This window comes from Paraburkholderia sediminicola, assembly GCF_046026895.1.
Lineage (GTDB): Bacteria > Pseudomonadota > Gammaproteobacteria > Burkholderiales > Burkholderiaceae > Paraburkholderia > Paraburkholderia sediminicola_C.
In genome coordinates this window covers 82,292-105,336 of sequence record NZ_JAQQEU010000027.1, presented here as the reverse complement: position 1 = coordinate 105,336, position 23,045 = coordinate 82,292, and the positions used below count along the sequence as shown (strand labels likewise).

The 23,045-nt window shown below is 64.1% G+C and carries 23 protein-coding genes and 2 pseudogenes; 6 read left to right on the top strand and 19 right to left on the bottom strand.

Annotated elements, in window-relative coordinates; all coding sequences use genetic code 11:
- Positions 1-338 precede the first annotated feature (338 nt).
- Both PQR02_RS20145 and PQR02_RS20140 read left to right on the top strand, forming a co-directional pair.
- Positions 339-674 carry a helix-turn-helix domain-containing protein gene (locus PQR02_RS20145; RefSeq protein WP_408234709.1) on the top strand — a complete coding sequence of 112 codons (336 nt, stop codon included), beginning with the start codon at positions 339-341 and terminating at the stop codon, positions 672-674.
- 253 nt (positions 675-927) lie between these two features.
- Positions 928-1,527: pseudogene (locus tag PQR02_RS20140) on the top strand (ATP-binding protein); the annotation flags it as partial.
- A gap of 332 nt (positions 1,528-1,859) precedes the next feature.
- Here the strand turns inward: PQR02_RS20140 and PQR02_RS20135 are convergent.
- Positions 1,860-2,381, bottom strand: a complete 522-nt coding sequence (locus tag PQR02_RS20135; RefSeq protein ID WP_408234703.1) for a hypothetical protein — start codon at positions 2,379-2,381, stop codon at positions 1,860-1,862.
- A 340-nt stretch (positions 2,382-2,721) separates the two neighbouring features.
- Between PQR02_RS20135 and PQR02_RS20130 the strand changes: the two genes are divergently transcribed.
- Entirely contained in the window at positions 2,722-3,246 is a 525-nt protein-coding gene (locus PQR02_RS20130; protein ID WP_408234700.1) for a TlpA disulfide reductase family protein, read from the top strand.
- A 77-nt stretch (positions 3,247-3,323) separates the two neighbouring features.
- On the opposite strand, the gene PQR02_RS20125 is transcribed toward PQR02_RS20130, so the two are convergent.
- The 6 genes from PQR02_RS20125 to PQR02_RS20100 all read right to left on the bottom strand — a co-directional run bounded on the left by PQR02_RS20125 (position 3,324) and on the right by PQR02_RS20100 (position 9,520).
- Positions 3,324-4,673 carry a sigma-54-dependent transcriptional regulator gene (locus PQR02_RS20125; RefSeq protein ID WP_408234697.1) on the bottom strand — a complete coding sequence of 450 codons (1,350 nt, stop codon included), beginning with the start codon at positions 4,671-4,673 and terminating at the stop codon, positions 3,324-3,326.
- 18 nt (positions 4,674-4,691) lie between these two features.
- A complete protein-coding gene (locus PQR02_RS20120) occupies positions 4,692-6,695 on the bottom strand; it encodes a sensor histidine kinase (RefSeq protein ID WP_408234694.1) in 2,004 nt (667 codons plus the stop codon).
- A gap of 48 nt (positions 6,696-6,743) precedes the next feature.
- The gene (locus tag PQR02_RS20115) at positions 6,744-8,027 is read right to left on the bottom strand and encodes a dicarboxylate/amino acid:cation symporter (RefSeq protein ID WP_408234691.1); all 1,284 of its coding nucleotides are present in this window, start codon (positions 8,025-8,027) and stop codon (positions 6,744-6,746) included.
- 225 nt (positions 8,028-8,252) lie between these two features.
- The gene (locus PQR02_RS20110; RefSeq protein ID WP_408234688.1) at positions 8,253-8,468 is read right to left on the bottom strand and encodes a hypothetical protein; all 216 of its coding nucleotides are present in this window, start codon (positions 8,466-8,468) and stop codon (positions 8,253-8,255) included.
- Between the two features lies 1 nt (position 8,469).
- On the bottom strand, positions 8,470-9,246 hold the full coding sequence (ugpQ, locus tag PQR02_RS20105; protein ID WP_408234685.1) for a glycerophosphodiester phosphodiesterase: 777 nt from the start codon (positions 9,244-9,246) through the stop codon (positions 8,470-8,472).
- Complete coding sequence (locus PQR02_RS20100; RefSeq protein ID WP_408234682.1) at positions 9,230-9,520, bottom strand: hypothetical protein; 291 nt, start codon at positions 9,518-9,520, stop codon at positions 9,230-9,232. The genes ugpQ and PQR02_RS20100 overlap by 17 nt, the downstream gene beginning before the upstream one ends.
- A gap of 381 nt (positions 9,521-9,901) precedes the next feature.
- On the opposite strand from PQR02_RS20100, the pseudogene PQR02_RS41035 reads away from it, so the two are divergent.
- Positions 9,902-10,548: pseudogene (locus tag PQR02_RS41035) on the top strand (sigma 54-interacting transcriptional regulator); the annotation flags it as partial.
- Between the two features lie 10 nt (positions 10,549-10,558).
- On the opposite strand, the gene PQR02_RS20075 reads toward PQR02_RS41035, so the two are convergent.
- Entirely contained in the window at positions 10,559-11,878 is a 1,320-nt protein-coding gene (locus PQR02_RS20075) for an MFS transporter (RefSeq protein WP_408234667.1), read from the bottom strand.
- Positions 11,879-11,914: 36 nt separating this feature from the next.
- The gene (locus PQR02_RS20070; RefSeq protein WP_408234664.1) at positions 11,915-13,069 is read right to left on the bottom strand and encodes a M20 aminoacylase family protein; all 1,155 of its coding nucleotides are present in this window, start codon (positions 13,067-13,069) and stop codon (positions 11,915-11,917) included.
- A 226-nt stretch (positions 13,070-13,295) separates the two neighbouring features.
- Here PQR02_RS20070 and PQR02_RS20065 point away from each other — a divergent pair, with 226 nt between their 5' ends.
- On the top strand, positions 13,296-13,796 hold the full coding sequence (locus tag PQR02_RS20065) for a MarR family winged helix-turn-helix transcriptional regulator (protein ID WP_408234661.1): 501 nt from the start codon (positions 13,296-13,298) through the stop codon (positions 13,794-13,796).
- A 115-nt stretch (positions 13,797-13,911) separates the two neighbouring features.
- Here the strand turns inward: PQR02_RS20065 and lipA are convergent, their stop codons facing one another.
- The 3 genes from lipA to PQR02_RS20050 all read right to left on the bottom strand — a co-directional run bounded on the left by lipA (position 13,912) and on the right by PQR02_RS20050 (position 16,182).
- Positions 13,912-14,907: a lipoyl synthase gene (gene lipA / locus PQR02_RS20060; protein WP_408234658.1), complete on the bottom strand. Its 996-nt coding sequence runs from the start codon at positions 14,905-14,907 to the stop codon at positions 13,912-13,914.
- 14 nt (positions 14,908-14,921) lie between these two features.
- A complete protein-coding gene (gene lipB / locus PQR02_RS20055; RefSeq protein ID WP_408234655.1) occupies positions 14,922-15,647 on the bottom strand; it encodes a lipoyl(octanoyl) transferase LipB in 726 nt (241 codons plus the stop codon).
- Between the two features lie 208 nt (positions 15,648-15,855).
- Positions 15,856-16,182: a DUF2917 domain-containing protein gene (locus PQR02_RS20050; protein ID WP_408234652.1), complete on the bottom strand. Its 327-nt coding sequence runs from the start codon at positions 16,180-16,182 to the stop codon at positions 15,856-15,858.
- Positions 16,183-16,280: 98 nt separating this feature from the next.
- Between PQR02_RS20050 and PQR02_RS20045 the strand changes: the two genes are divergently transcribed.
- Complete coding sequence (locus tag PQR02_RS20045; RefSeq protein ID WP_408234649.1) at positions 16,281-17,249, top strand: transcriptional regulator GcvA; 969 nt, start codon at positions 16,281-16,283, stop codon at positions 17,247-17,249.
- Positions 17,250-17,270: 21 nt separating this feature from the next.
- Here PQR02_RS20045 and PQR02_RS20040 read toward each other — a convergent pair whose 3' ends face one another.
- The 7 genes from PQR02_RS20040 to PQR02_RS20010 form a co-directional block, all read right to left on the bottom strand.
- Positions 17,271-17,540: a DUF493 family protein gene (locus PQR02_RS20040; protein ID WP_408234646.1), complete on the bottom strand. Its 270-nt coding sequence runs from the start codon at positions 17,538-17,540 to the stop codon at positions 17,271-17,273.
- Positions 17,512-18,489 carry a D-amino acid aminotransferase gene (locus PQR02_RS20035; protein WP_408234643.1) on the bottom strand — a complete coding sequence of 326 codons (978 nt, stop codon included), beginning with the start codon at positions 18,487-18,489 and terminating at the stop codon, positions 17,512-17,514. Before PQR02_RS20035 ends, PQR02_RS20040 begins: the two co-directional genes overlap by 29 nt.
- 13 nt (positions 18,490-18,502) lie before the next feature.
- Positions 18,503-19,732, bottom strand: a complete 1,230-nt coding sequence (locus tag PQR02_RS20030; protein WP_408234640.1) for a D-alanyl-D-alanine carboxypeptidase family protein — start codon at positions 19,730-19,732, stop codon at positions 18,503-18,505.
- Between the two features lie 319 nt (positions 19,733-20,051).
- Complete coding sequence (locus PQR02_RS20025; protein ID WP_408234637.1) at positions 20,052-20,696, bottom strand: alpha/beta hydrolase; 645 nt, start codon at positions 20,694-20,696, stop codon at positions 20,052-20,054.
- Between the two features lie 8 nt (positions 20,697-20,704).
- Entirely contained in the window at positions 20,705-21,028 is a 324-nt protein-coding gene (locus PQR02_RS20020; protein WP_408234634.1) for a (2Fe-2S) ferredoxin domain-containing protein, read from the bottom strand.
- A 186-nt stretch (positions 21,029-21,214) separates the two neighbouring features.
- The gene (locus tag PQR02_RS20015) at positions 21,215-22,372 is read right to left on the bottom strand and encodes a VanZ family protein (protein WP_408234631.1); all 1,158 of its coding nucleotides are present in this window, start codon (positions 22,370-22,372) and stop codon (positions 21,215-21,217) included.
- Between the two features lie 31 nt (positions 22,373-22,403).
- On the bottom strand, positions 22,404-23,030 hold the full coding sequence (locus PQR02_RS20010) for an ABC-type transport auxiliary lipoprotein family protein (RefSeq protein ID WP_408234628.1): 627 nt from the start codon (positions 23,028-23,030) through the stop codon (positions 22,404-22,406).
- Positions 23,031-23,045: the final 15 nt, after the last annotated feature.

The window sequence follows — 23,045 nt, the reverse complement described above, 5'->3', positions numbered from 1 at the left end:
GTCACCGTTTCCTGCGCTTTAAATGTGCCGTCGTCCACGTTGGCATGCGAGGTGTTTAGCAAACGGGTCATCAAGGCGCTGTGATTTGCATTACTCCGGGATTCCATAACTTCCTCGCATAGCATAAAAGGTCAGTTCACTGCATACGGGCGGTCTCTGTCCGCTCGCCAGGCGGTCGGTCGTATGTTCACAGGTTAACAGTCGATTCAGATTGAGCTCGCTACCAGACGCCCTTGACGAACTACCAATTGCTCTATATCGCAGGAAGATGCCGTCGGCACATCCAATTCTACGAATTACGTAGAGATTCGGCAAGCGAATCCTACGATATTCGTAGAATGACAATCCAACAATCAGCCTCACTTTTCGGTCGGCGACTTCGGGGTGCCCGGCGTCAGGCGGAAATTCCACAAGACAAATTGGGCATCCAAATTGGGCTTGATGAACATACGGCGAGTGCTCGCATTAGTCGTTATGAGACAGGCGTGCACGAACCACCGTTTGAAATCGCTATGAAGCTGGCCAAAGCGCTGCGCGTCCCAGTGGCGTATTTCTACTGCGAGGACGAGGACCTCGCGGAATTAGTGCTGGCTTGGGGCCGCTTATCAAAGTTGGAGCGTAAGCATCTTAGAAAACTGCTCGACACGCAGCGCGCTGAAGGTCTCACCAGATAAGACCTTAACGAACGAGCAGGTTCCAGACATGTCTCAGCGTGCGGCAGTGACGCCGTTTCGGCAGTTCCCCGTGTGCACAACTTCGCTGCCCACACCACAAGGGTGTGGACAGCCGCCCTAAGGGCGGTTCCGAAGTTGCACACACTTGAGACTGACGCGCCGGCTACGCCGGCTTGCCCAAGTTAAAGAAAATGAAAACGAACCCCACATTCAAATTGACAAGGTAGAGCTTGTAAACGCTGCAGAAAGCTAACTGCCCGAATTCGATCGCGTGGTCCTCGAAACGCTGCGCGAGCCCCTCGAAGCTGGCCGCATCACGATCTCGCGCGCCGCCTTGCAGGCGGATTTCCCGGCGGCCTGCCAACTGATCGCCGCGATGAACCCCTGTCCATGCGGCTGGCGCGGCGACCCAAGCGGCCGCTGCCGCTGTACGGCGGAGATCGCGGCACGCTATCTGCGCAAGCTGTCCGGCCCGCTGCTCGACCGGATCGACATCCAGCTCGAGATTCCGGCGCTCACGCCGGCTGAGTTGTCGGCGCGGGCGACCACGACGGGCGAAGCGAGCGCCGTCATCGCGCGGCGCGTCTGCGTCGCGCGCGAGCGGCAATGGCTTAGGCAAGGCAAAACCAATCATGAACTGGCCGGACGGGACGTGGACGAAGTCTGCCGTCCCGACCCGGCGGGTGAATCTCTGCTGCGCGAAGCCGGCGAGCGCTTCGGCTGGTCAGCGCGTGCTTACTACCGGGTGCTCAAGGTCGCGCGCAGCATCGCCGATCTAGCCGGTTCTGCGATGCCGGGCGCCGCGCAGATCGCGGAAGCGATCCAATATCGCCGGGCTTTTGGCTCGGGATGAAGAGAAAAATATGCTGTCAAGACTTGACTTATGCACATGTACGCCCTTCTGATAGATTTGGATACATCTGAAAGGCATATCGAAGGGCGCGCCAAAAAGGCTTTGATTTGATTGAGTTTTTTAAAACGACCCCAGCGGGCGGCCACTGACAGAAGGCCCACGGCATGGGCATCTACGGCAAATGGAGCCGAGTTCTCAACAGAGTTATCCACAGGCTCGTCACGGAAGCAGAAAACTTCAACGTAAACCGGGAATTAGCGCGTGATGCTGCGAAGGAACTTTCACTGCCTGTGGCAATCTATCGCGCGCCGAATCGGCCAAAAATGCCGATTTCAATAAAGCTGGAACGACGAAAAAAACTGGTCGACCTGTTCCTGCGGCAACGGTTTGGAAGCGATGATCGCCGCCTGGTAGACATGCCGTCCGTGCGCCGCGAGACGCGCGTAGACGGTACGCATTTCGTGCTGCAAGCCTGCCTCGCCAGTCAGCTTCATTTCCAGGCCCGGCACCTTGCCGCCTGCGGCCAGCGGGATTTGTATCGCATGCGGGTCCGGCGCCGCGCCTACGTTACGGGCGAGGCCGTCGCGCAGAAAATCGAGCGCGGCGCGCTGGGTGGCCTCGCGGTCGTCCGGCAACATCACCGTACCGACCGCGAACACCGCGTTGCCCGCCTCGGCTGTCTGCATCGCCATCTGCATCGGCGCGCCGTCGATTTGCACCGCGCGCTGATCGTTGCCCGGCTTCGCCGGGAAGTCGACGGTGTAGCCGTTGTCGTTGTTCATGATGGTGCGCCAGTCGAAGGTCGGCGAGCAGGCGCTCAGCGCGACGCCAAGCGCCAGCGTGCCGGCCGCCATGCCGAGCACCGCAAGCCCCCGCGGCAGTCGCGAAGAAGCGTCTGGAAAACCGGGCGGCCTCATCTCAGCGGACGGCTCAGGCCGGCAACGGCTACCCACGGCAAAACACAAAGCGATTCGGCACAGAAAACGGCAAACGCGGCGGCAAACGCGGCAAGGACCTAGGAACATGGGGACAGATCGGACTGACCAGAACGTAAAACCCTATTATCCGCTGCCGACCGCGCTCCTGCCGCCCTAGCGGAATGGAGCTACAATAGCGACGCCATTCAGCACCGGGGCTGGCGCCCCAACCGACCCACTGTCCCGCGCCGTCCGCGCGACTCCCGAGGTTCTGTTCATGAACTCCAATCCCTCCGCCGCGCGGCGCGCGAACCCGCTTCGCTACCTGATCGCGGCTGCCGTGGCCATCGCGCTGGCCGTCGCCGGGTACTTCGCGTTTGCCGGTCAACAGCGCGTGCCCGATGCGACCTTTACGCTGCTGTCCGGCCAGAAAGTCACGACCGCCGACCTCAAAGGCAAGGTGTATCTCGTCAACTTCTGGGCGACGAATTGCGACACCTGCATGAAAGAGATGCCGCAGATGGTGGAGACCTATAACCGCTTCAAGGGCCAGGGCCTCGAATTCGTCGCCGTCGCAATGAATTACGACGCGCCGATGTACGTGACCAATTACACGCAAACGCGCCAGTTGCCGTTCAAGGTTGCGATGGACGACGGCTCGGCCGCCAAGCAGTTCGGCAACGTCCAGCTCACGCCGACCACGTTCCTGATCGACAAGGACGGCAAGATTCTGAAGCGCTACGTCGGTGAGCCGCAGTTCGCAGAACTCAACCAGTTGCTGGAAAAAGCGCTGAAGGCGTAACGCCAGCCAGCCCATTCTGAACCGATCAGATTCAAACGCGCCGGCCTCGCCTCTCGTGCCGCCGGCGCCCTCACTCCTCAGCGCTCCCCTTCCCCTTTGGCCGCGAGGCCATATCGCTTGATCTTCTCGTAGAGCGTGGCTTTGCCAAGCTGCAGCTTGTCCGCCGCCACCGCGACCACGCCCCCCGCCTGCTCCAGCGCTTGCGCAATCATCGCCCGCTCGAATTGCTCGACGCGCTCCTTCAACGGCTGCGTGGCCGCGCTGTCATCGGCGAAAGACATGACCGGATCGTCGGCGACGCCGAGCACGAAGCGATCGGCGGCATTGCGCAGTTCCCGCACGTTGCCGGGCCAGTCGCGCTGCATCAGGCTCGCGCGCTGGCGATCGGTGAGGATCGGCGCGGCCCGCTGATAGCGCACCGCCGCATCCAGCAGGAAGTGTTCGAAGAGCGGCACGATGTCCTCGCGACGCTCGCCCAGCGGCGGCAACGCGATTGTCACCACATTCAGCCGGTACAGCAGATCGCGCCTGAACGACCCGTCCGCGACATGCTCGGCCATGTCGCCTTTGGCTGCGGCGACGATGCGGCAATTCACGCGAATCGGCTGGTTCGAGCCGAGCCGCTCCAGCACGCCGTCCTGCAACACACGCAGCAGCTTGACCTGCAACGCGAGCGGCGTGCTCTCGATCTCGTCGAGAAACAGCGTGCCGCCGGATGCATGTTCGAGCTTGCCGATCCGCCGTTTTGCCGCGCCGGTGAAAGCGCCCGGCTCGTAGCCGAACATCTCCGACTCGAACATCGGCTCCGGCAGCGCGCCGCAGTTCACCGCGATGAACGGCTTGTCACGCCGCGGCGACAACTCGTGCAGACTGCGCGCGATCAACTCCTTGCCCGCGCCGGTGTCGCCATTGATCAGCACGGACGCGTCGGTCGGCGCGATGTTCGCGATCAGCCTGCGCACCTGTTCGATCGCGGGACTGCGGCCGATGATCCGCGGCGCCACCGTGCCCTGCCCGGCCAACTCCCGGCGCAACGCAAGGTTTTCCAGCACCAGCTTGCGGCGCTCCAGCGCGCGTCGCACGGTTTCGATCAGCCGCTCGGACGCGAATGGCTTTTCGATGAAGTCATACGCGCCGTCGCGCATCGCCTGCACGGCCATCGAAATATCGCCGTGGCCCGTGACGAGGATCACCGGCACATCGGGCGCGCGCTCGTGGCACTGCGCGAGCAGATCGAGACCGCTTGCGCCGGGCAGGCGAATGTCGCTGACGATCACGCCGGAGAAATCCGCGCTGATCATCTTCGCCGCGGCCTCCACCGACGCATGGCCGATCACCTCGAAGCCCGCCAGTTGCAGACTCTGCACGCTGGCGCGCCGCACCAGTTCGTCGTCTTCGATATACAGCACTTGCAGGCCGTCGTTCATCGCGTTTTCCATCTTGATTCAGGTGCCGGTGGTCAGCGGGTCCGCCGGTGTGTTCGTCTGCACGCGCGCGCGGCGCAGCGTCAACACGAATAGTGCGCCGCCGTCCGACGCGTTGCGCGCGACCAGCGAGCCACCGCAATCGCGTGCGATCGACGAGGAGATGGCCAAACCGAGGCCCAGCCCCTGGCCCATCTCCTTGGTCGTGAAGAACGGTTCGAACAGGCGCGGCAGGACATCGTCGGGAATGCCGGGGCCGTTGTCGCTCACCGCGAACAACAGGTTCGCCTCCGCGACTTCGATGTCGACCACGATGCGCGGCGCGCTCATGCCGGCGGTCGCGTCGAGCGCATTGCCGAGCAGGTTGATCAGCACCTGTTCGAGCCGCAGATCGTCGCAATTCGCAATCAGTTCGGGATGGTCGTCGGCGAGACTGAGCGGTGTGCGCGTGCCGCTCGCCGCATCAAGCAAGGTGAACTCGACTTCGACACCCTGCAAGCGCTTCTGCAGCAATCCGACGACGTTGCGCAGCGCCCGCACGACCGGCGCGCGCGCATTGCGCGGCCGCGCCCGGCCGACGAACAGCTTCAACTGATTGGTGATCTTGCCCATGCGCTCGGTGAGCGCCGCGATCGCTTCGAGATTCTCGCGCGCCGACGCCTGGTCGCCGCGTTCGAGCAGCACCCGCGTGTTGTCCGAGAACCCGCGCAACGCGGCAAGCGGCTGATTCAGTTCATGCGTGATGCCGGCCGCCATCTGACCGAGCGCCGCGAGTTTGCTCGCCTGGATCAGCTCGTCGTGCGCGGCGCGCAATTCCTGTTCGGCGCGCGTGCGCTCGGCCACTTCCTTCTGCAACTGTTCGTTCGCCTCGGAAAGGTCCGCGGTGCGTTCGGCGACACGCTGGTTCAGTTCCGCGTAGGCCTTTTGCAGCAACGTGCGGCTGCGCATCACTTCGCGCACCCGAGCACGGCGCATGCGCCAGTAGAACGCGAGCAGCACGATCGAGATATAGCCGAAACCGGTGACGATGGTCGCCTTGCGCGCGTCGGCGTCGACCGGATCGACGGGCGACATCGTGATTAGATGCCAGTCCGGCTCGCCCATGCTGCGCCGCGACGCGAGATAGCGCGGCGCCTGGCGGCCGCCGCCGATGCGCACGATCTGCGCGTTGCCTTCGAGCGTGCGCTCGATCGTCACCGGCAGCGGAGCGATCGGCTGCTGCGCGTATTGACGCGCCTGGTAGATCGAATCGGCGACCGGCCCGGAGAGCGGCCGTATCGTGTGGTACTTCCACGCCGGCACCGAGGACAGAAAGATCACCCCGTGATCGTCGGTGACGACGAGCGGCTCGGACGCATCCGCGCCCTGAAACCATTCGAGATCGAGTTTCACCACCGCCACGCCGACGATCTCGCCGTTGCGCCGCACCGGCTGCGAGATGTAATAGCCCGGCGCCTGCGAAATCGTGCCGATGCCGAAAAAGCGCCCCACGCGGCCGTCGATCGCATCGAGAAAATACGGCCGGAACTGATAGCCCGCGCCGATGAAGCTGCCCGGCCCGCGCCAGTTGCTCGCGGCGACGCAGTAACCGTCGCGCGGAATGATGTACGTCACCGTCGCGCGCGCATGACGGTTGAGGTCTTCGAGATAGAGATTGGCGCGCTCGACGTTGGCCGCACTGGGATCGACGAGCACGTCCTGCACGATGGGATGCTCGGCGAGCAGATACGGCAGCGATTCGTAGCGCTCGAGCGTGCTCTTCAGCGCGCTGGCCGTGCGCTCGACGCGCACGGCGGCATTGCGCCGCAAGTTGTCGATCCCGCTTTGCCACGCGATGCTGTAGGTCAGCCAGCATGCCGCCGCGAGCCCGGCAGCGAGCGCGAAGAGGATCAGCAGGCGGCGCGTCACGTTGGTCATGTCCGTTCGGTAGGGATCGGACATTGTGGCATAAGGCGGCGCGCCGTCGGCGCCAGCTTCGCTGGCCGGCGGCGGCGCAGTGGATCGGCGCGGAGCACCCGGTTTCATGGCGGGCGTCCGCGGCCGTTACGGTGGGAGTCTGAACCGGCGCGCGGCTTAGGCGGCGCTGGCCGGTTCTTTGACCGCTACGTCACCGCGCAACGCGGCATTCAGCTTGTTGCGGTCCAGCTCCTTTTCCCACGCCGACACCACCACCGTCGCCACGCCGTTGCCGACGATGTTGGTCAGCGCGCGGCATTCGCTCATGAAGCGGTCGATGCCGAGAATCAGCACCATGCCCGACAGCGGAATGGTCGGCACCACCGCCAGCGTCGCGGCCAGCGTGATGAAGCCCGCGCCCGTCACGCCGCTCGCCCCCTTCGACGTCAGCATCGTCACCGCCAGCAGCGTGAGCTGCTGCATCCACGTGAGCTCGGTGTTGGTCGCCTGGGCGATGAACAGCACGGCCATCGTCATGTAGATGTTGGTGCCGTCGAGATTGAACGAATAGCCGGTCGGCACCACGAGGCCCACCACCGAGCGCGAGCAACCGAGCTTTTCGAGCTTCAACATCAGTTGAGGCAGCGCGGCTTCGGACGAACTCGTGCCGAGCACGATCAGCATCTCTTCCTTGATGTACGCAACGAAGCGCAGGATGTTGAAGCCCACGATGCGCGCGATGATGCCGAGCACCACCACCACGAACACGATCGAGGTCAGATAGAACGTGCCGATCAGCTTGAGCATCGGCAGCAGCGAGCCGATGCCGTACTTGCCGATGGTGAACGCCATCGCGCCGAACGCGCCGATCGGCGCCAGCTTCGTGATGATGCGCACGATGCCGAACAGGATGTGCGAGAGACCCTCGATGAAGTTCGTCACGACCTTGCCCTTCTCCCCGGCCGTCGCGAGCACCGAGCCGAACAGCAGCGCGATCAGCAGGATCTGCAGGATTTCGCCTTGTGCGAAAGCCGACGACAGCGTGTCCGGGATCAGATGCATCAGGAAGTCGACTGTTGTCTGGCCGTGCGCCTTCGCGGCATAGGACGCAACTGCCTTACCGTCGAGCGTGGCCGGGTCGATGTTGAAGCCGGCGCCGGGCCGCAGCACGTGCGTGGCGACGAGGCCGAGCACCAGCGCGAAGGTCGAGACGACTTCGAAGTACAGCAGCGCCTTGCCGCCCACGCGCCCAACCTTCTTCATGTCTTCCATGCCGGCGATACCCGTCACCACCGTGCAGAAGATGATCGGCCCGATCACCATCTTGATCAGCTTGATGAAGCCATCGCCGAGCGGTTTCATGTCGACGGCGAGGTTCGGGTAGTAGTGCCCGAGTGCAATACCGATGATGATGGCCACGATCACCTGGACGTACAGCACTTTATAGAAAGGTTTCTTCACGATGGTTCCTGCTGGGTGGAGATGAGCTCAAGGCCTGCCACACTGCGCATCACGCGAACGAGGATTCGTTACGCCCGTGCACGGCAATAGGCCGCGACAAGACGACGAATCTAGAAATACCGGGAAGGGAAATCGGACATCATTGTCTCCTTGCTTTAGTTGTCGGACCGTTGCGGCCGCGTGATCTATTTCGCAAGGTCGATGCCAGCTCGGTACCGAGACTATCTATTTGATTTCTATCATGTTTTTATATTCCAAAGGCGGATGCCGTCCGGGATTCCGGAAATCCGGACGGGCGCTGTCGGGGAATCCGGAATTCATCGAAGCGATGTCCCAGGGAAAACCCCGGCCGGCTTGAGCAGGCGTGCCCGGTGGGTCTGCCGCTGCGTTGGCATATCGACGACGCTCGGCACGCTGCGCCGGCTCGATCGACTCCGGCATTTCATGGACGCATGGCCAGCATGTCGTGCGGCAGCAGGTCGAGGCGATCCGTGCAGATCATATCGACGCCCCATTGTGCAAGCAGCTGCGCACGCGCCGGATCGTTCACCGTGTAGGCCAGCACACGCAGCCCAGCGGCTCGGATTTGCGCGACCAACGGCTCGCTCAAATACCGGTGGCTCGCGTGCAACGACACGCAGTCCAGTTCGCGCACGATCCGCAACCAGTCCGCCGGCACCTGTTCGAACAGCATGCCGCGCGGCAGCGACGGCGCGGCGTCGCGCGCCGCGGCCAGCGCGTCGAACGAAAACGCCGACAGCAGCGGTGGCGTTTGCCCTTGCCACAGTGTCAACGCGCCACCCGCCACCAGTGACCCGGTGAGTGCGTCGCGACCCGGACACGGCTTGATTTCGATGTTGGCGGCAATGCGGTCGCGCGCGCATCGCCGCGCCGCATCCGCGAGAGTCGCGAGGCGCGTGCCGGCGAATTGCGCTGCGCGCCAGGCGCCGGCGTCGAGCTCGGCGAGTTGCTGCCACGTGCGCTCGGCGGCGGCGCCGTGGCCGTTGGTGGTGCGGTCGAGCGTGTCGTCGTGCAACAGGAAGAGCTGGTTGTCGGCGGACAGCTTGGCGTCGAATTCGACCATCCGGTAGCCGTGGCGCACACAGGCGTCAAAGCCGGCCAGCGTGTTCTCCGGCGCCAGCGTGCCGCCGCAGCGATGCGCGACCAGGCGCGGATACGGCCATTGTGCGGATGAACCGCGATCAATCCCATTTGCCACGTCTCGTTACCTTCCAGTTAGAGCGGTTGAGTTTGCTCTCGACGCGTTGCCGGCCACCGCAATCACCATGGCTTCCAGCACGGCCATGCGTGATGCGCGCGCCGCGGCGTGCCGGTTTCACGCGCGAGTCCCGGCCGTAGTATCGCGCGTCGGCAAACGCGGCGATAGCAACCGCCGCGCCTCGATCCTTGAAATTCGGGCTGAATGCCAGCTTGAAATGGACAAAATCTACCGGCTGCCCAAAAATACAACGCAGACCACTTCCATACTGCACGGTATCCGGTCCGTTCGCCGCGGGCGTGAACGGGGTATGCGGTCCTGTTCCGCTCTCATAGCGATCTGAACAGCGGGCTTTTCGCCAACGCTTGCGCAGCGCCCGCACTGTCAGGGAACTTCTCCGTATAGATGTCGCGTTGGAACAGTTGCCCTCGCATCAGCGTTCTGATGGACGCTTCGATCATCACCGGCGGCCCGCACAGACACGCCTTATGGCCACGGAAATCGTTGGCGAAATGCGCTTTCACGGCTTCGTGAACGAAGCCGTGAAAGCCATCCCACGCGGAATCTTCAGCCCTCGCTGGAAAGCGCGGGGACGTTGGTGAAGTTCGCGTGCCGCGCGGTCAACTCGACGAAAAATTCGTGGTTGTAAAGCTCCGCCCGATCGCGCGCGACGGTCCTGTTTCTCGGCAGAGCGGCGTGGACAAGGAAGGATGCGCGCGCACGCTACACCGCATCAGCGCGTGCAGCAACGGTCCCTTCATCGCGGTCAACTGTGCCGCGATTCCGGAAGCACTGGTCGAGTCGGAATTGTTCGGCATTGAACGGGGCGACTTCACATCAGAGTGACGTCACCGGCTTTATCGGCCGTGCCATCGACGCGATGCTGAACTACGGCTGGCCCGGCAATATCCGCGAGATGGAAAACGTCGTCGAGCGCGGCGTGATTCTCGCGCCGGATGGCGGCGCAATCGATATCAGCCATCTTTTCACAAGCGGCGAAACGATCGACGCGCAGATGTTCGGCCTCGGCACCAACGGCGCGTTGACACCGACAGGTTCCTTGCTGGACCAGACAGCCGCCACGCCCGACGCGGAAATCGAGCGCGTCGCAAGAAAGGTGAACAGTCTGCTGATGGGGATCAGCGGCGATATCGAACCGACCTCGCTCGACGATATTGAAACGGCTTTGCTCAAGGCGTCGTGCAGCGCGCGCAAGGCAATCTGTCGGCTGCGGCGCGCACGCTGGGGATTACGCGACCCCAGCTTGTTTATCGGCTCAAGAGCCGAGGTCTGCGGATGTAGGTCATTGCGCCTACGATGCCGCCCGCGTCCGCAGCCTGCCTGCACCGAGTTCAGGTAGAAGCAGCGTGCTCACCACGCCGATCAACAGGCTGAACAGCACGTAGTACAACGGCGCGGCATTGCTGCCCGTCATCTTGACCAGCCACGTGTTGATGAACGGCGCGAGCCCGCCGAACAGCAGCACGGCCAGGTTGTACGTCAGCGCAGCGCCGGTCGAGCGCACGCCCACCGGAAATACTTCCGTCAATACAATAGGCACGGGCGCCCAGATAAAGCTCATGAAGAACGAGACGCCCACTTGCAACATCAGCAGCGATTGGAACGAAGGCGCAGCGATGAAATGGTGGAAGAAGAACCACGCAGCCACGCCGTAGCCGAGCATGCCGGGCAGCAACACCGCCTTGCGTCCGTAGCGGTCGGACAGATAACCCGCCAGCGGACAGCACAGCAGGATCACCGCCGTGCCGAGGAAGGTGGCGAGATTGGCGTCCGCCGCCGCGATGCCGAGCCGCTGCTTCGCGAAGATCGGCAGGAAGAACACGAACACGTACGCGGAGACCGTGCCCACCACGCAAATGCCGGTGCTGGAAATCATCTCGCGTGGATACTTTCGCACGAGGTCGCGCAGCGGCGTGCGCGTGGCCTTCTCTGTCGCAGTGATCGCGGAGCGGCGATAAGCGAGAAACTCCGGCGATTCGTCGACCTTCGAACGGATGATCCACCCCACCGGTCCGATCAGGATGCCGACCAGAAACGGCAGGCGCCAGCCCCAGCTTTCCAGTTGCGCCGCGTCGAGCCGCGTGGTGAGCAGATACGCCACCGCCGCCCCCAGCGAAAACGCCAGCGCCTGCGAACACATCTGGAAGCTGCCGAAGAAACCGCGGCGGTGAGCCGGTGCGAATTCCACCAGCATGGTGGTCGCGCCGCTAAACTCGCCGCCGGCAGAAATGCCCTGGATCATCCGCGCCAACACCATCAGAATCGGCGCGGCGACGCCGATTGCAGCATACGTCGGCAGCAAGCCGATCATGCCGGTGCCGACCGCCATTAGCGCGATCGTGATCGACAGCGCCTTCTTGCGCCCCACTCTGTCTCCATACAAGCCCAACAGCACGCCGCCGAGCGGACGCACGGCAAACCCGATGCCGAAGGTCGCCAGCGTCAGCATCAGGGAGGCGAGCGGATTGTCGGCCGGGAAATACAGCCGCGCGATGGTCGCCGCAAACAGCCCGTAGATGGCGAAGTCGAACCACTCGAACGCATTGCCGAGAATGGAGGCAATCACCACCTTTCTGACCATCGCCGGTGACGGCATGGGGTTTGTGGACATTCCTGTTCTCCTTGATGGGGTGATTGACACGCGGGTCTAACCCAGCCGACGCCGCACGATTTCGATGAACACCGCCGCGCCAGCCGGCGCGGTGTCGTCGTCGAAATCGAATTCCGGGTGATGGCAGGTCAAACCGTCGTGGCCCAGGAAGAAGTACGAGCCCGGGCGCTGCTGCAACATGAACGCGAAGTCTTCGGATGCCATCAGCGGCGCCACGTTTGGGATCACGTTGTCGACGCCCAGCACGTGTTGCGCGGCGGCTCGCACCACTTCGGTCTGCTCGGGCGTGTTGACGGTGGGGGGTGAGGTTTGCAGATGCTCGAATTCCACCGTGCATCCGTACATGCGCGCCGCACCGTCGCAGATGTCGCGCAGGCGCTTTAACGTCAACGCCTGCGCGGCGACCGATAGCGTGCGCACGGTCCCTTCCAGCACCGCCGTATCCGCGATCACGTTGATCGCGGTACCCGCGTTGAACTTGCAGACGCTGACGACAGCCGTATCCAGTGGATCGATATTGCGGCTCACGATGCTCTGAATCGATTGCACGATGGCCGCGCCGATCATCAGCGGATCGACCGACCGATGCGGCATCGCGGCGTGGCTGCCGACACCCTGAATAGTGATCCTGAAGAGATCGCAGGCCGACAGAATCGCCCCGCTGCGCACGCCGACCTTGCCCGTCGGCAGCGCGTTGTTGTTGTGCAGTGCGTAGATTTCGTCGCAATGAAAGCGCCCGAACAGGCCGTCGCGGATCATCTCCGAGCCGCCGCGCAACGTTTCTTCGGCGGGCTGGAAGATCAGATGGACAGTGCCGCGAAACGCGCGATGCGCCGACAGGTGCTTCGCGACGCCCAGCAGAATGGCCGTGTGGCCGTCGTGACCGCAGCCGTGGAAGATGTTGTCGTGCGTCGAGCGGTGCGCCACGGTGCCCTTCTCCTGCATCGGCAGCGCGTCCATGTCCGCGCGCAGCCCGATCGACGGACCCGCCCCCAGCGTGCCGCGAATCGTGCCGACCACGCCCGTGCCGCCGACCCCGGTCTTGACCTCGAGGTCCCAACCGGTCAGCAGGTTGGCAACCATTTCGGCGGTGCGATGCTCGTGAAAGCCAAGCTCCGGATGCCGGTGAATCTCGCGCCGCCACGTCCGCATCGATTCAGCGAGCGCACCCCACTCCACATTTGTCTGCATGCCTGCATCCCTTGAAACATGATGTACGTGGCTTCCCGCCCTCACCGTAGCGGGGCGAAACCCGTTTCACAAAGATACTTTAATAGTTGAAACTTTCAACTAGTGATTTTACGTACAGATCGCTACGGCAACGAAGGTTCGTCTATCATCGGGATTCATGCGGGCGCCAGCACGCGCGGCGCCCTGGACGCTCCCACCCACCCCGAACCGGATAACCCGAAGCGGTATGCCCTCTGCCAAACCGAAAACCAGCGTCGCTGCCCAAGACATGAAGTTTGCGCAATACCTCACGTTCAAACTGGACCTGATCAAGACCGAGATGATCAGCCGCGCCAATGCGGTGTACAAACCCGCGTGCGGTTTCGACGTGCGCTCGCTGCGCGTGCTGCGGATCATCTGCGATCAACCCGGCATCACGGCGACGGCCGTGAGGGAGCAAACCCTGATTGAAAAGACGCTGCTGTCCAAGGTGATGGCGGACCTGATCGAGCGCAAGCAGGTGCGGCGGACCATCCATCCGGACGATGCACGCCATTTGCAGCTATGGCCGACTGCCACCGGCAAGCGCACGCGCGCGGCCAGCGACGAACTGGGGCGGGAGCTGGAAGCGGAGTTGCTGTCGGTACTCAGCGACGACGAGCACGTGGCGCTCGACCAGATCGTCGACAAGCTTGTCGGAGCGTTTCGCGCTTCGGCTCAACGTGAAGGCGCAAAATCCGCCGACTGACGGATTCGCCGCGCGATAATTTCGGCTGGCGCACTCCGGGCAGAGACGCCGAGCCATAAAAAAAACCCGCACACGTGCGGGCCTTTTTGACACTTGAAGCAGCGAGTTAAACCCTTCAGACCACACCCGCTCCATGCGCCTGCAAATCGGCGTGGTAGCTCGAACGGACCATCGCGCCCACTGCCGCGTGCGTGAAGCCCATCTTGTACGCTTCTTCCTCGTACATTTTGAAGGTGTCCGGATGCACGTACGAGCGCACCGGCAGATGGTGTTCCGACGGCTGCAGATACTGGCCGATCGTCAGCATGTCCACGTTGTGCTCGCGCAGATCGCGCATCACTTGCAGGATTTCTTCCTCGGTTTCGCCGAGGCCGACCATCAGGCCCGACTTGGTGGCGACATCCGGATGCAGCGCCTTGAAGTCCTTCAGCAGCTTCAGCGAATGCGCGTAGTCCGAACCCGGACGCGCTTCCTTGTACAGACGCGGCACCGTTTCGAGGTTGTGGTTCATCACATCGGGCGGAGCCGCGTTCAGAATGCCGATCGCGCGATCCAGACGGCCGCGGAAATCCGGCGTCAGAATTTCAATGCGCGTGTCCGGCGACAGCTCACGCGTCTGCCGAATGCACTCGACGAAGTGCGCGGCGCCGCCGTCACGCAGATCGTCGCGGTCGACGCTGGTGATCACCACGTACTTCAGCTTCAGCGCGGCGATGGTAAGCGCGAGGTTGCCCGGTTCTTCCGTATCGAGCGGATCGGGACGGCCGTGACCGACATCGCAGAACGGGCAACGGCGCGTGCACTTGTCGCCCATGATCATGAAGGTCGCGGTGCCCTTGCCGAAGCATTCGCCGATGTTCGGGCAGCTCGCCTCTTCGCACACCGTGTGCAGATTGTGCTCGCGCAGAATCTGTTTGATTTCGTAGAAGCGGGAATTGCCGGTTGCCGCTTTGACGCGAATCCAGTCCGGCTTCTTCAGCTTTTCGATCGGGACGATCTTGATCGGGATGCGGGCGGTTTTGGCTTGCGCCTTCTGCTTCGCGGTGGCGTCGTAGGCCGGCACGCCTTCGGGCGCGGGAGAAGCTGCGAGGTTCGCGGTAACGTCAGTCATTCGTTCGGGTCCAGTCAGGCGGTGAGCGCACCGGCCTGTGATTGGGCGACGGCCTCGGGACTGCCGTCGAGGTTTGCGGTGAGGCATGCTGCCAGGGTGCGGGCCACGTCGTCCCAGCCGGCGGCGACGCCGAGCGTTGCCATGTCGACCGTTTCGAGCCCCGCGTAGCCGCATGGATTGATGGCCAGAAACGGCCGCAAGTCCATCTTCACGTTCAGGCTCACGCCGTGATAGCTGCAGCCGTTGCGGATTTTCAGACCCAGCGCCGCTATCTTGGCGCCGGCGTGGAGCCCGGCGGCCGGCCCTGGCGCTACGTAGATGCCGGGGGCGCCCGTCTTGCGTTCTCCGGCGAGATTATACGCCGCCAAGGTGTCGATCACGGCCTGCTCGATCCGCGTGACCATCTCGCGCACCATGAGCTTGCGGCGGCGCAAATCGAGCAGCAGGTAGGCCACCACCTGCCCGGGCCCGTGATACGTGATCTGGCCGCCGCGGTCGACCTTGACCAGCGGGATGCCGCTGTCGGCGGCCAGCAGGTGGGCCGGATCGCCGGCCTGGCCTAGCGTGAAGACGGGAGGGTGTTCGACCAGCCAGATTTCATCGGGGGTGTCGGCGGTGCGGGCGTCGGTGAACGCGCGCATTGCTTCGAAACTGACTTCGTAGGGTTCGCTGCCGCGCCAGCGCAGCGTAAGCGGCGCCGTGACGGGCAAGGGAGACGGGGAAACCTGGGTGGCGCACATGATCCCGGCAGTTTACCGAAAACTCGGAATCGGCGCCGGGCCGGACCGCATCGAGGGTGCCAGGCGGCGACGGCGGTGGCGCGGTGCGGGTTGACTAGCGTGCGGATGATGGGCGGGCGTTTCATGGCTGGGAAGACGCAGACGCGCGCCGCCCATGGCCACACTCGCCGCGCCGTCACACCGACCCGCGCGGCGCCGCCCGACCGCCTCAAACCGTGCGCCAGCCGCCTCGCAAGCGCATCATTAGCCGTTCGCCGATCCGCGCGAGCCAGTTCAGCGCGCGCTCGTCGCAACGCGTCGGCACGGAAAACGCGACTTTCGCGTGCGTGGTGCCCTCGGCGCTCAGCCAGAGCCGCTCGCCGCGCCGCAACCGCAGCGTGTGGCCGGGCTGCAGCCAGTAGTCTTCGACATCGTCGCTGCGCGTGACCCAGATTGCCCCGCCGTGCACGACCAGCTTGGTACTGCGGGCGACCTTCATCGGCAGCGTTTCGCCGTTACGGATTTCAAACGCGATGCTAGAGGAAATTTCTCGCATGATGCCCTCGCCAAAAATCGTTTCATGGCTACAATCGTAGGCGTAGCAAGGGTTGACGCAAAACGATCAATTTTCACCGCTATGTGAGAAATATTGCGATGGACCTCCGTCAACTTCCCGCGCTGAACGCGATCAAGGCATTCGAGGCCGCCGCCCGTCACGAGAGCTTCTCGCGCGCCGCCGACGAGCTGTTCGTCACCCACGGCGCGGTCAGCCATCAGATTCGCGCGCTCGAGGCCGAACTGGGCGTCTCGCTGTTCGCGCGCGACGGCAAACGCGTGCGGCTCACCGAAACCGGCCGGCGCTACGCCACGCACGTGCGCGGCGCGCTGATGGCGCTCGCCGACGCCACCCGCGAAATCCGCGCCGGCGATCGCGAACGGCGCCTCGTGGTGTCGATGCTGTCGTCGTTCGCCGCGCGCTGGGTGACGCCGCGCATCGGCAGCTTTATCGAGGCGCATCCGCAATGGGATCTCGAACTGCTCTCCACCAATGCGCTAATGGACTTCGCGCGCGACGACGTCGACGTGGCGATCCGTTTCGGCTTCGGCAAATATTCGGGGCTGCACGCGGAACTGTTACTGGAGGAGATTTTCTTTCCGGCCTGCGCGCCGAATTTCAACGGCGGCAAGCTGCCGAAAACGCCGGCGGATCTCGCCCGGGTCACGCTACTGCGTTCCGACGACGAACTCTGGCGCCCGTGGTTCGACGCCGCCGGCCTCAGCGACTGGCCGGAACCGAAGCGCGGCGTGCTGTACCAGGATTCGTCGAATCTGCTGCAGGCCGCGATCGACGGTCAGGGGGTCGCGCTCACGCGCCGCTCGCTGGCGATGCACGAGATCGCCGCGGGCCGCCTCGTGCGGCTATTCGATGTGGATGGCCCGAGCCCATGGCAGTACTACTTCATCTGCCCGCCGCAAATGCTGGAAACCGCCCGGGTCAAGGCGTTCCGCGACTGGGTGTTCGACGAGGTGGGAAGGTTCAAGCAGTTGTTCGACCGGGCTTGTGAGGCGGGGCCCGCCGCATGCGCCGGTCTCGCGGCGGACGCGTTGCGCGTCGCGCCGTGACACGGAATAATGCGCGCTGCGTTAGAGCACCACTTTGACCATCGGATGGCCGGTCAGCGCGCGATAGATATCGTCGAGATGCTCGCGGCTCGTGGCGCGCACCGTGACTGTCAGACCGGTGTAGTTGCCACCGCTGGACGGCCGCGTTTCGACGCGCGACGTGTCGACTTCCCCGTCGAACTGGCGCACCACCGTGATGATGGTTTCGGCGAACTCCGGGTGCGATTTGCCCATGATCTTGATCGGGAAATCGCAGGGGAAATCAAACAATGAGTCGTTCGCGGAATTCATTCTTTACTCCTTGCTGCGCTTGTTGCGCTTCCTTGGCCTTGGCTCGCTGATACGCCGAATACAGCGCCGCAAAGACCGAACCCGGCTTGCCCTCGCCAACCGGCTGGCCGTCGAGCCTCGTGACCGGCAGCACTTCCTTGGTGGCCGAACTGACGATGATCTCGTCGGCCGCGCGCAACTCGGCTTCGGCGATCTCACGCGCTTCGAAGCGGATCCCGCATTCGCCCGTCAGCTCTTCGATCAGACCGTAGCGAATCCCTTCGAGAATCTTGTAGCTGCGCGGCGGCGCCGACAGCACGCCGTCCTTCACCATCCACACATTCGACGACGACCCTTCGGTCAGCATGCCGTCGCGAAACTGGATCGTCTCGAACGCGTCGTTTTCGGCCGCGTATTGCGCCATCAATACGTTGCCCAGCAGCGACACCGATTTGATGTCGCAATTGAGCCAGCGGCGATCCTCGGCGCTCACGCAGGGAACCCCTTGCGCGCGCTGCCCGGCGTCAGGCAGATGCAGCGGCGTGACCATCACGAACACGGTCGGCTGGATGCCGGCCGGAAACGCGTGGCCGCGCTTCGCGACTCCGCGCGTTACCTGAATATAGGCAATCGCGTCCTGGTCTGCCGGCAAGCCGCCGTCCGCCTCGTTGGCCGCGACCACGCGCTCGATCAGTTCACGCCAGCCGGTGTCGTCGAACGGATTGGCGATGCCGATCTTGCCGACCGGACGCGCGAGCCGCGCGAGGTGCTGCGGGAAGCGAAACGCCGTGCGGCCGCCCGGATGCCCGAGCAGCGGTGCGTACAGCGGCGCGACTTCGTAAATACCGTCGCCGAAAATAAAGCCGCGGTCGAGAACCGGCACGCGCGCTTCGGACAACGGCACCAGCTCGCCATTCAGATAAACGATCGGGTCCAACGACACAGCGGAAACATCGGAAACAGCGGTCATTGCGAACGGGCTCTTACTTCTTCTTGTTGACCATCAGCATCAGCGAATCCCACACGCGACCCACCACGCCGGCTTGCGGCACGGCCTGCAACGCGACCACCGGGAATTGCGCGAGCACCTTGCCGTCGGCCACCAGCTTCGCGGTGCCGACCTGCTGACCGTTCGCGATCGGCGCGATCAGCGGATCGATCTGCTCGATCTGCGGCTTGATCTTGTCGGCCATGCCCTTCGGCACGGTGATGTACTGGTCGCCCTTCACTCCGATCTGCACGCTGTCCTGCGCACCCTTGTAGACGCGCGGCGTGCCGACCACCTGATTCGCCTTGTACAGCCGCACCGTGTCATATGCGGTGTAGCCGTAGTTCAGCATCTTCAGGCTGTCCTGCACGCGGTCGTGCTCCTTGGTCTCGCCCATCATCACCGAGACGAGGCGGCGCGACGCGTCGGTCGCGCCCGGCAGCGAACGCTTGGCGCTCGCGATCAGGCAGTAGCCCGCCGCTTGCGTGTGGCCGGTCTTCAGGCCGTCCACGGTCGGGTCGATCCACAGCAGACGATTGCGGTTCGGCTGCTTGATCTTGTTGTACGTGAATTCCTTGACCGAGAAGATGTTGTAGTAGTCGGGGAAGTCGCGAATCAGGCGCGCCGACAGCACCGCGAGGTCGCCCGCCGTGGTGTAGTGCTGCGCGTCGGGCATGCCGTTCACGTCGGCGAAATGGGTGTTCTTCATGCCGAGGCGCTGCGCTTCGGTATTCATCATGTTGACGAACTGCGCTTCGCTGCCGCCGACCAGTTCGGCCAGCGCGATCGCCGCGTCGTTACCCGACTGGACGATCATGCCGTACACCAGATCGTGCACGGTCACCGGCTTGTTCGCTTCGATGAACATGCGCGACTCGTCGGTGCGCACGCGGCGCACCCCTTCGCTCGGCATCACCGTCTGGTCCATCGTGATCTTCTTCGTCTGCAGTGCTTCGAAGACGAGATACGCGGTCATCAGCTTGGTCAGCGAGGCCGGCTCCACGCGCTCGTCGGCATTGCCGGACGCGAGCACCTGGTTGCTGGTGGCGTCGACGAGCACCCATGAGCGCGCGTTCACCGCCGGCGGCGGCACTTGCGCGAACGCGCTGCTGGCGGCGAGGGTCGCCGGCAGCAGGATGCCGAGGGTGACGGCGCGGCTAAACTTGACGGGAACGAAAGAAACAACTGACGGGAATGACGTGCGGCCGGTGGTGGAGAAACGCATAGGGTCGATTCGTGCGGAAAAATACTTCGCGCGCAGGGCGCATAGTTTGGAAGAGCCGGTCAGCGGACGTCTGGCCGTAAAACGGCGCGGCGCCCATTGGACTTCCGGCGACGCGATCGGTTCACGCAGCACGCCCCGCACCGGCACCGCTGCGCGCGAATAGCACGCTACACGACGCGCGAACTGCCGGCTGGGCGGCGCTGCGCCCAAAAAAGAGCGCTCATTATACGCGTGCTATTCCGCCAATCTTGCGCAACGGTCGGCGATTAATTTGAGATTTCGCGTACCTGTACCCCGGAAAACGTGCGCGGCGCCCGGCTCATCGCCATGCGTCGACGATGATCCGCTTCAGCACGTGCAACTTCCGATGCAGAAAATGTTCCGCCCCCGGAATCACGACCACCGGCAATTCCTGCGGACGCGCCCAGTCGTAAACGGATTGAATGGGAACCGTCTCGTCGGTTTCGCCGTGGATCACGAGCGTGTTTTCCGGCACGGGCGCGACGTCCCAACGGCTCGCCGCGGTGCCGACCAACACCATTCGCTCGATCTCCTGACCTTCCTCGCGGAGTTGCGCGGCCACATGCGACAGCACGAACGTGCCGAACGAAAAGCCCGCAAGCACGAGCGGCAAGTCGCTCTGCCCGGGTTCGGCGCGCATGTGATCCAGCACGGCGCGCAGATCGTCGCGCTCGCCGATGCCCGCGTCATGTTCGCCTTGCGTTTCGCCGACGCCGCGAAAATTCGAGCGATACGTCACGTAGTTCAACTGCACGAGCGTGCGCGCGAGCGTCTGCGCGACCTTGTTGTCCATCGTGCCGCCGAATAGCGGATGCGGATGCGCGACCAGCGCGATGCCGCGCGGCGCGGCGCCGTTCTCGCGCATCTCGTCGGGCAGATCCAGCGCGACCTCGATCTTGCCCACCGGGCCGTCGATCAGATATTTCTTCGTGTGTACGTTCATGGCAATGCTTATTGATCGATTTTCAGACGCTCGACGATCTTCCCGTTCGCGAGGTGCGAGTCGACGATCTCGTCGATGTCGCTCGCGTCGACATACGTGTACCAGACGCCTTCCGGATACACGACTAGGGTCGGGCCAAGCTCGCAGCGATCAAGACAGCCGGCCTTGTTGATGCGCACCTGACCGGGGCCGGCGAGGCCGAGTTTCTTCACGCGTTTTTTCGCGTACTCCTGCATCTCCTGAGCGTTGCAGTTCGCGCAGCTCGGGCGCTCGGCGCCGGGGTCGCGCTGATTCAGGCAGAAGAAGACGTGGTACTTGTAGAAGGAGTCCATGATGTCCGGGGGCGAGACTGTAAGGGAAGGCAACGGCGCTATCAGCACGCCTGGTGTGCGGACGATTATAGCGAGCGGGGCTGATGACCGCCGGCGCGGGCCAGGCCCGCGGTGCCGCTCAGGTGGGCTTCATGCGCGCTTCAAACGCGCGTCACGTACGCGTCACGCACATCTCACACGCACATCTCACACGCGCTTCGTGCGCCGCCTGAGCCACGCCTGCTCGACGACAAACGCGAGCCACACGAGCACCGTGTACGGCCAGATCCACGCGAGCCAGCGCGCCAGCCCGTTGAAGTGCAGATACCGCCCTTGCCGCCAGTCAGCCAGCACCACATCGAAATACGGATTCACCGGTAGCAGATTGACGAACACCAGCGCAACCGCCAACGCCACGCCCGCCAGCGCCGCGCGCGTCCTGCGCCGCAAAGGCAGCGCGACGAGCGCGCCCGCCGTGCCGCCCACCAGCCCCGCGAGCGCGCCAGGTGTCGCCCAGTCGAATGCAAGGCCTGACTGCGATTGCAGGAACGTGGCGCCCACCTTCACGCACAAGGTCATGACGATGAACAGCAGCAGCAGACGCACGCGCGGCGCATGGCGGCGCACCGGCAGCGACGCCAGCGCGAGCGCGGCGAATAGGTTGAGCGTGGTGATCACGGCTTCCCATGCGTCGTCGGGCAGCCACGCGGCGGCCAGCGCCGGCCATGCGCCGACGTGCCAGCCCGGTGGCGTCCACGTGAGCAGCGCGTCCTGCGTCGTCGTATCGAAACGCTGCCACAACGCGCGCGGCCAGTTGCCGAGACCGAACAGGAGCGGCGCCGGGTACATCGTCGCGAACGGCCATGCGGCAACCAGGCACGCGAGCGCCGCGTGGTCGCGCTCGAACCACAGCAGCCGCACGCGCCTCAGCAAGCCGCGATCGAGCAGCGCGCCGGTCGCCGGTGACATGATTGCCGCGCCGAGCAGCGCGCCGAGCGTGTTGGCGGCCAGATCGAGGTTGGAAGCGACGCGCGTCGGCAAATACGTTTGCACCGCCTCCATCGTGCCGGACAGCAGCGCGCCGAGCACGAACGCCGCCGCGACCGCCAGCGGACCACGCCAGCGCGGATAGACCGCGAGCACCACCAGCGCGCCGAACGGCATATAGCCGACCACGTTGGTGAGGACGTCGAACGCCGTCAGGTACTGCGGCATGGGATCGAACAGATAGGCGAACGGCGCGAGACCGAGCGAGCGCCAGCCCGAAAACGGATACCACGAACCGTAGACGATCAGCGCGGCATACAGCAGCAGCGCTTGCCGCGCCAGCACCGACGGACGGCGCAGCCAGGGTCTTTCGCTCATGCAGCGCTCCGTTGCGTGCGCTGCCGGCCGGTCATTGCGCGGCGACCGTCGCCTGCGCGCCGAGCCACGCCGCGATCTGCGCGACCAGATCGTCGCTGGCCGTGGCGAGCGCGCGCGCGCCGCCGAGCGCGTCGGCCGAAGCGGCAGGCGCGCGCGTGCTGAACGTGCGCTGGCCGACGACCTTGCCGCTACGCGTGAGGGTGGCGCGCGCGCTGATCGCCGCGTGGCTTTCCATCTGGCTGTCGAAAACCTGTTCGAACTCCATCAGATCGACTCTCAGCACCGGCGCGGCCACGCCGTCGGCGCCCGTCAACACGGTGCCATGCGAACCGAGCACGCCACGCAGACGCTGGGTCAGCAACTGCGACGGCATCATGGTCCAGTGGCTGTTCGCGTACGACGCCGTTTGCTGTGCGTCGACGTAGCTGAGCCGGTAGATGAGCCGGTCGGACTCAAGCACCGGGGGCGCGGTCACGTCGAGCACCTTCACGGCGGGCAGCGAATCTGCCGACGCCACCGCGCCCGGCGGCCCGAAATCGTAGCGAATGTCCGAGACCACCGCGGACCTGCCCGCGCAACCCGCAGCCAGCACGCCGAACGCGAGCAGCACCGCCGCAGCGGCGCCCGAGGACCACAACCGTTGAATCGAGCGTGACATGAGAACGTTCCTTTC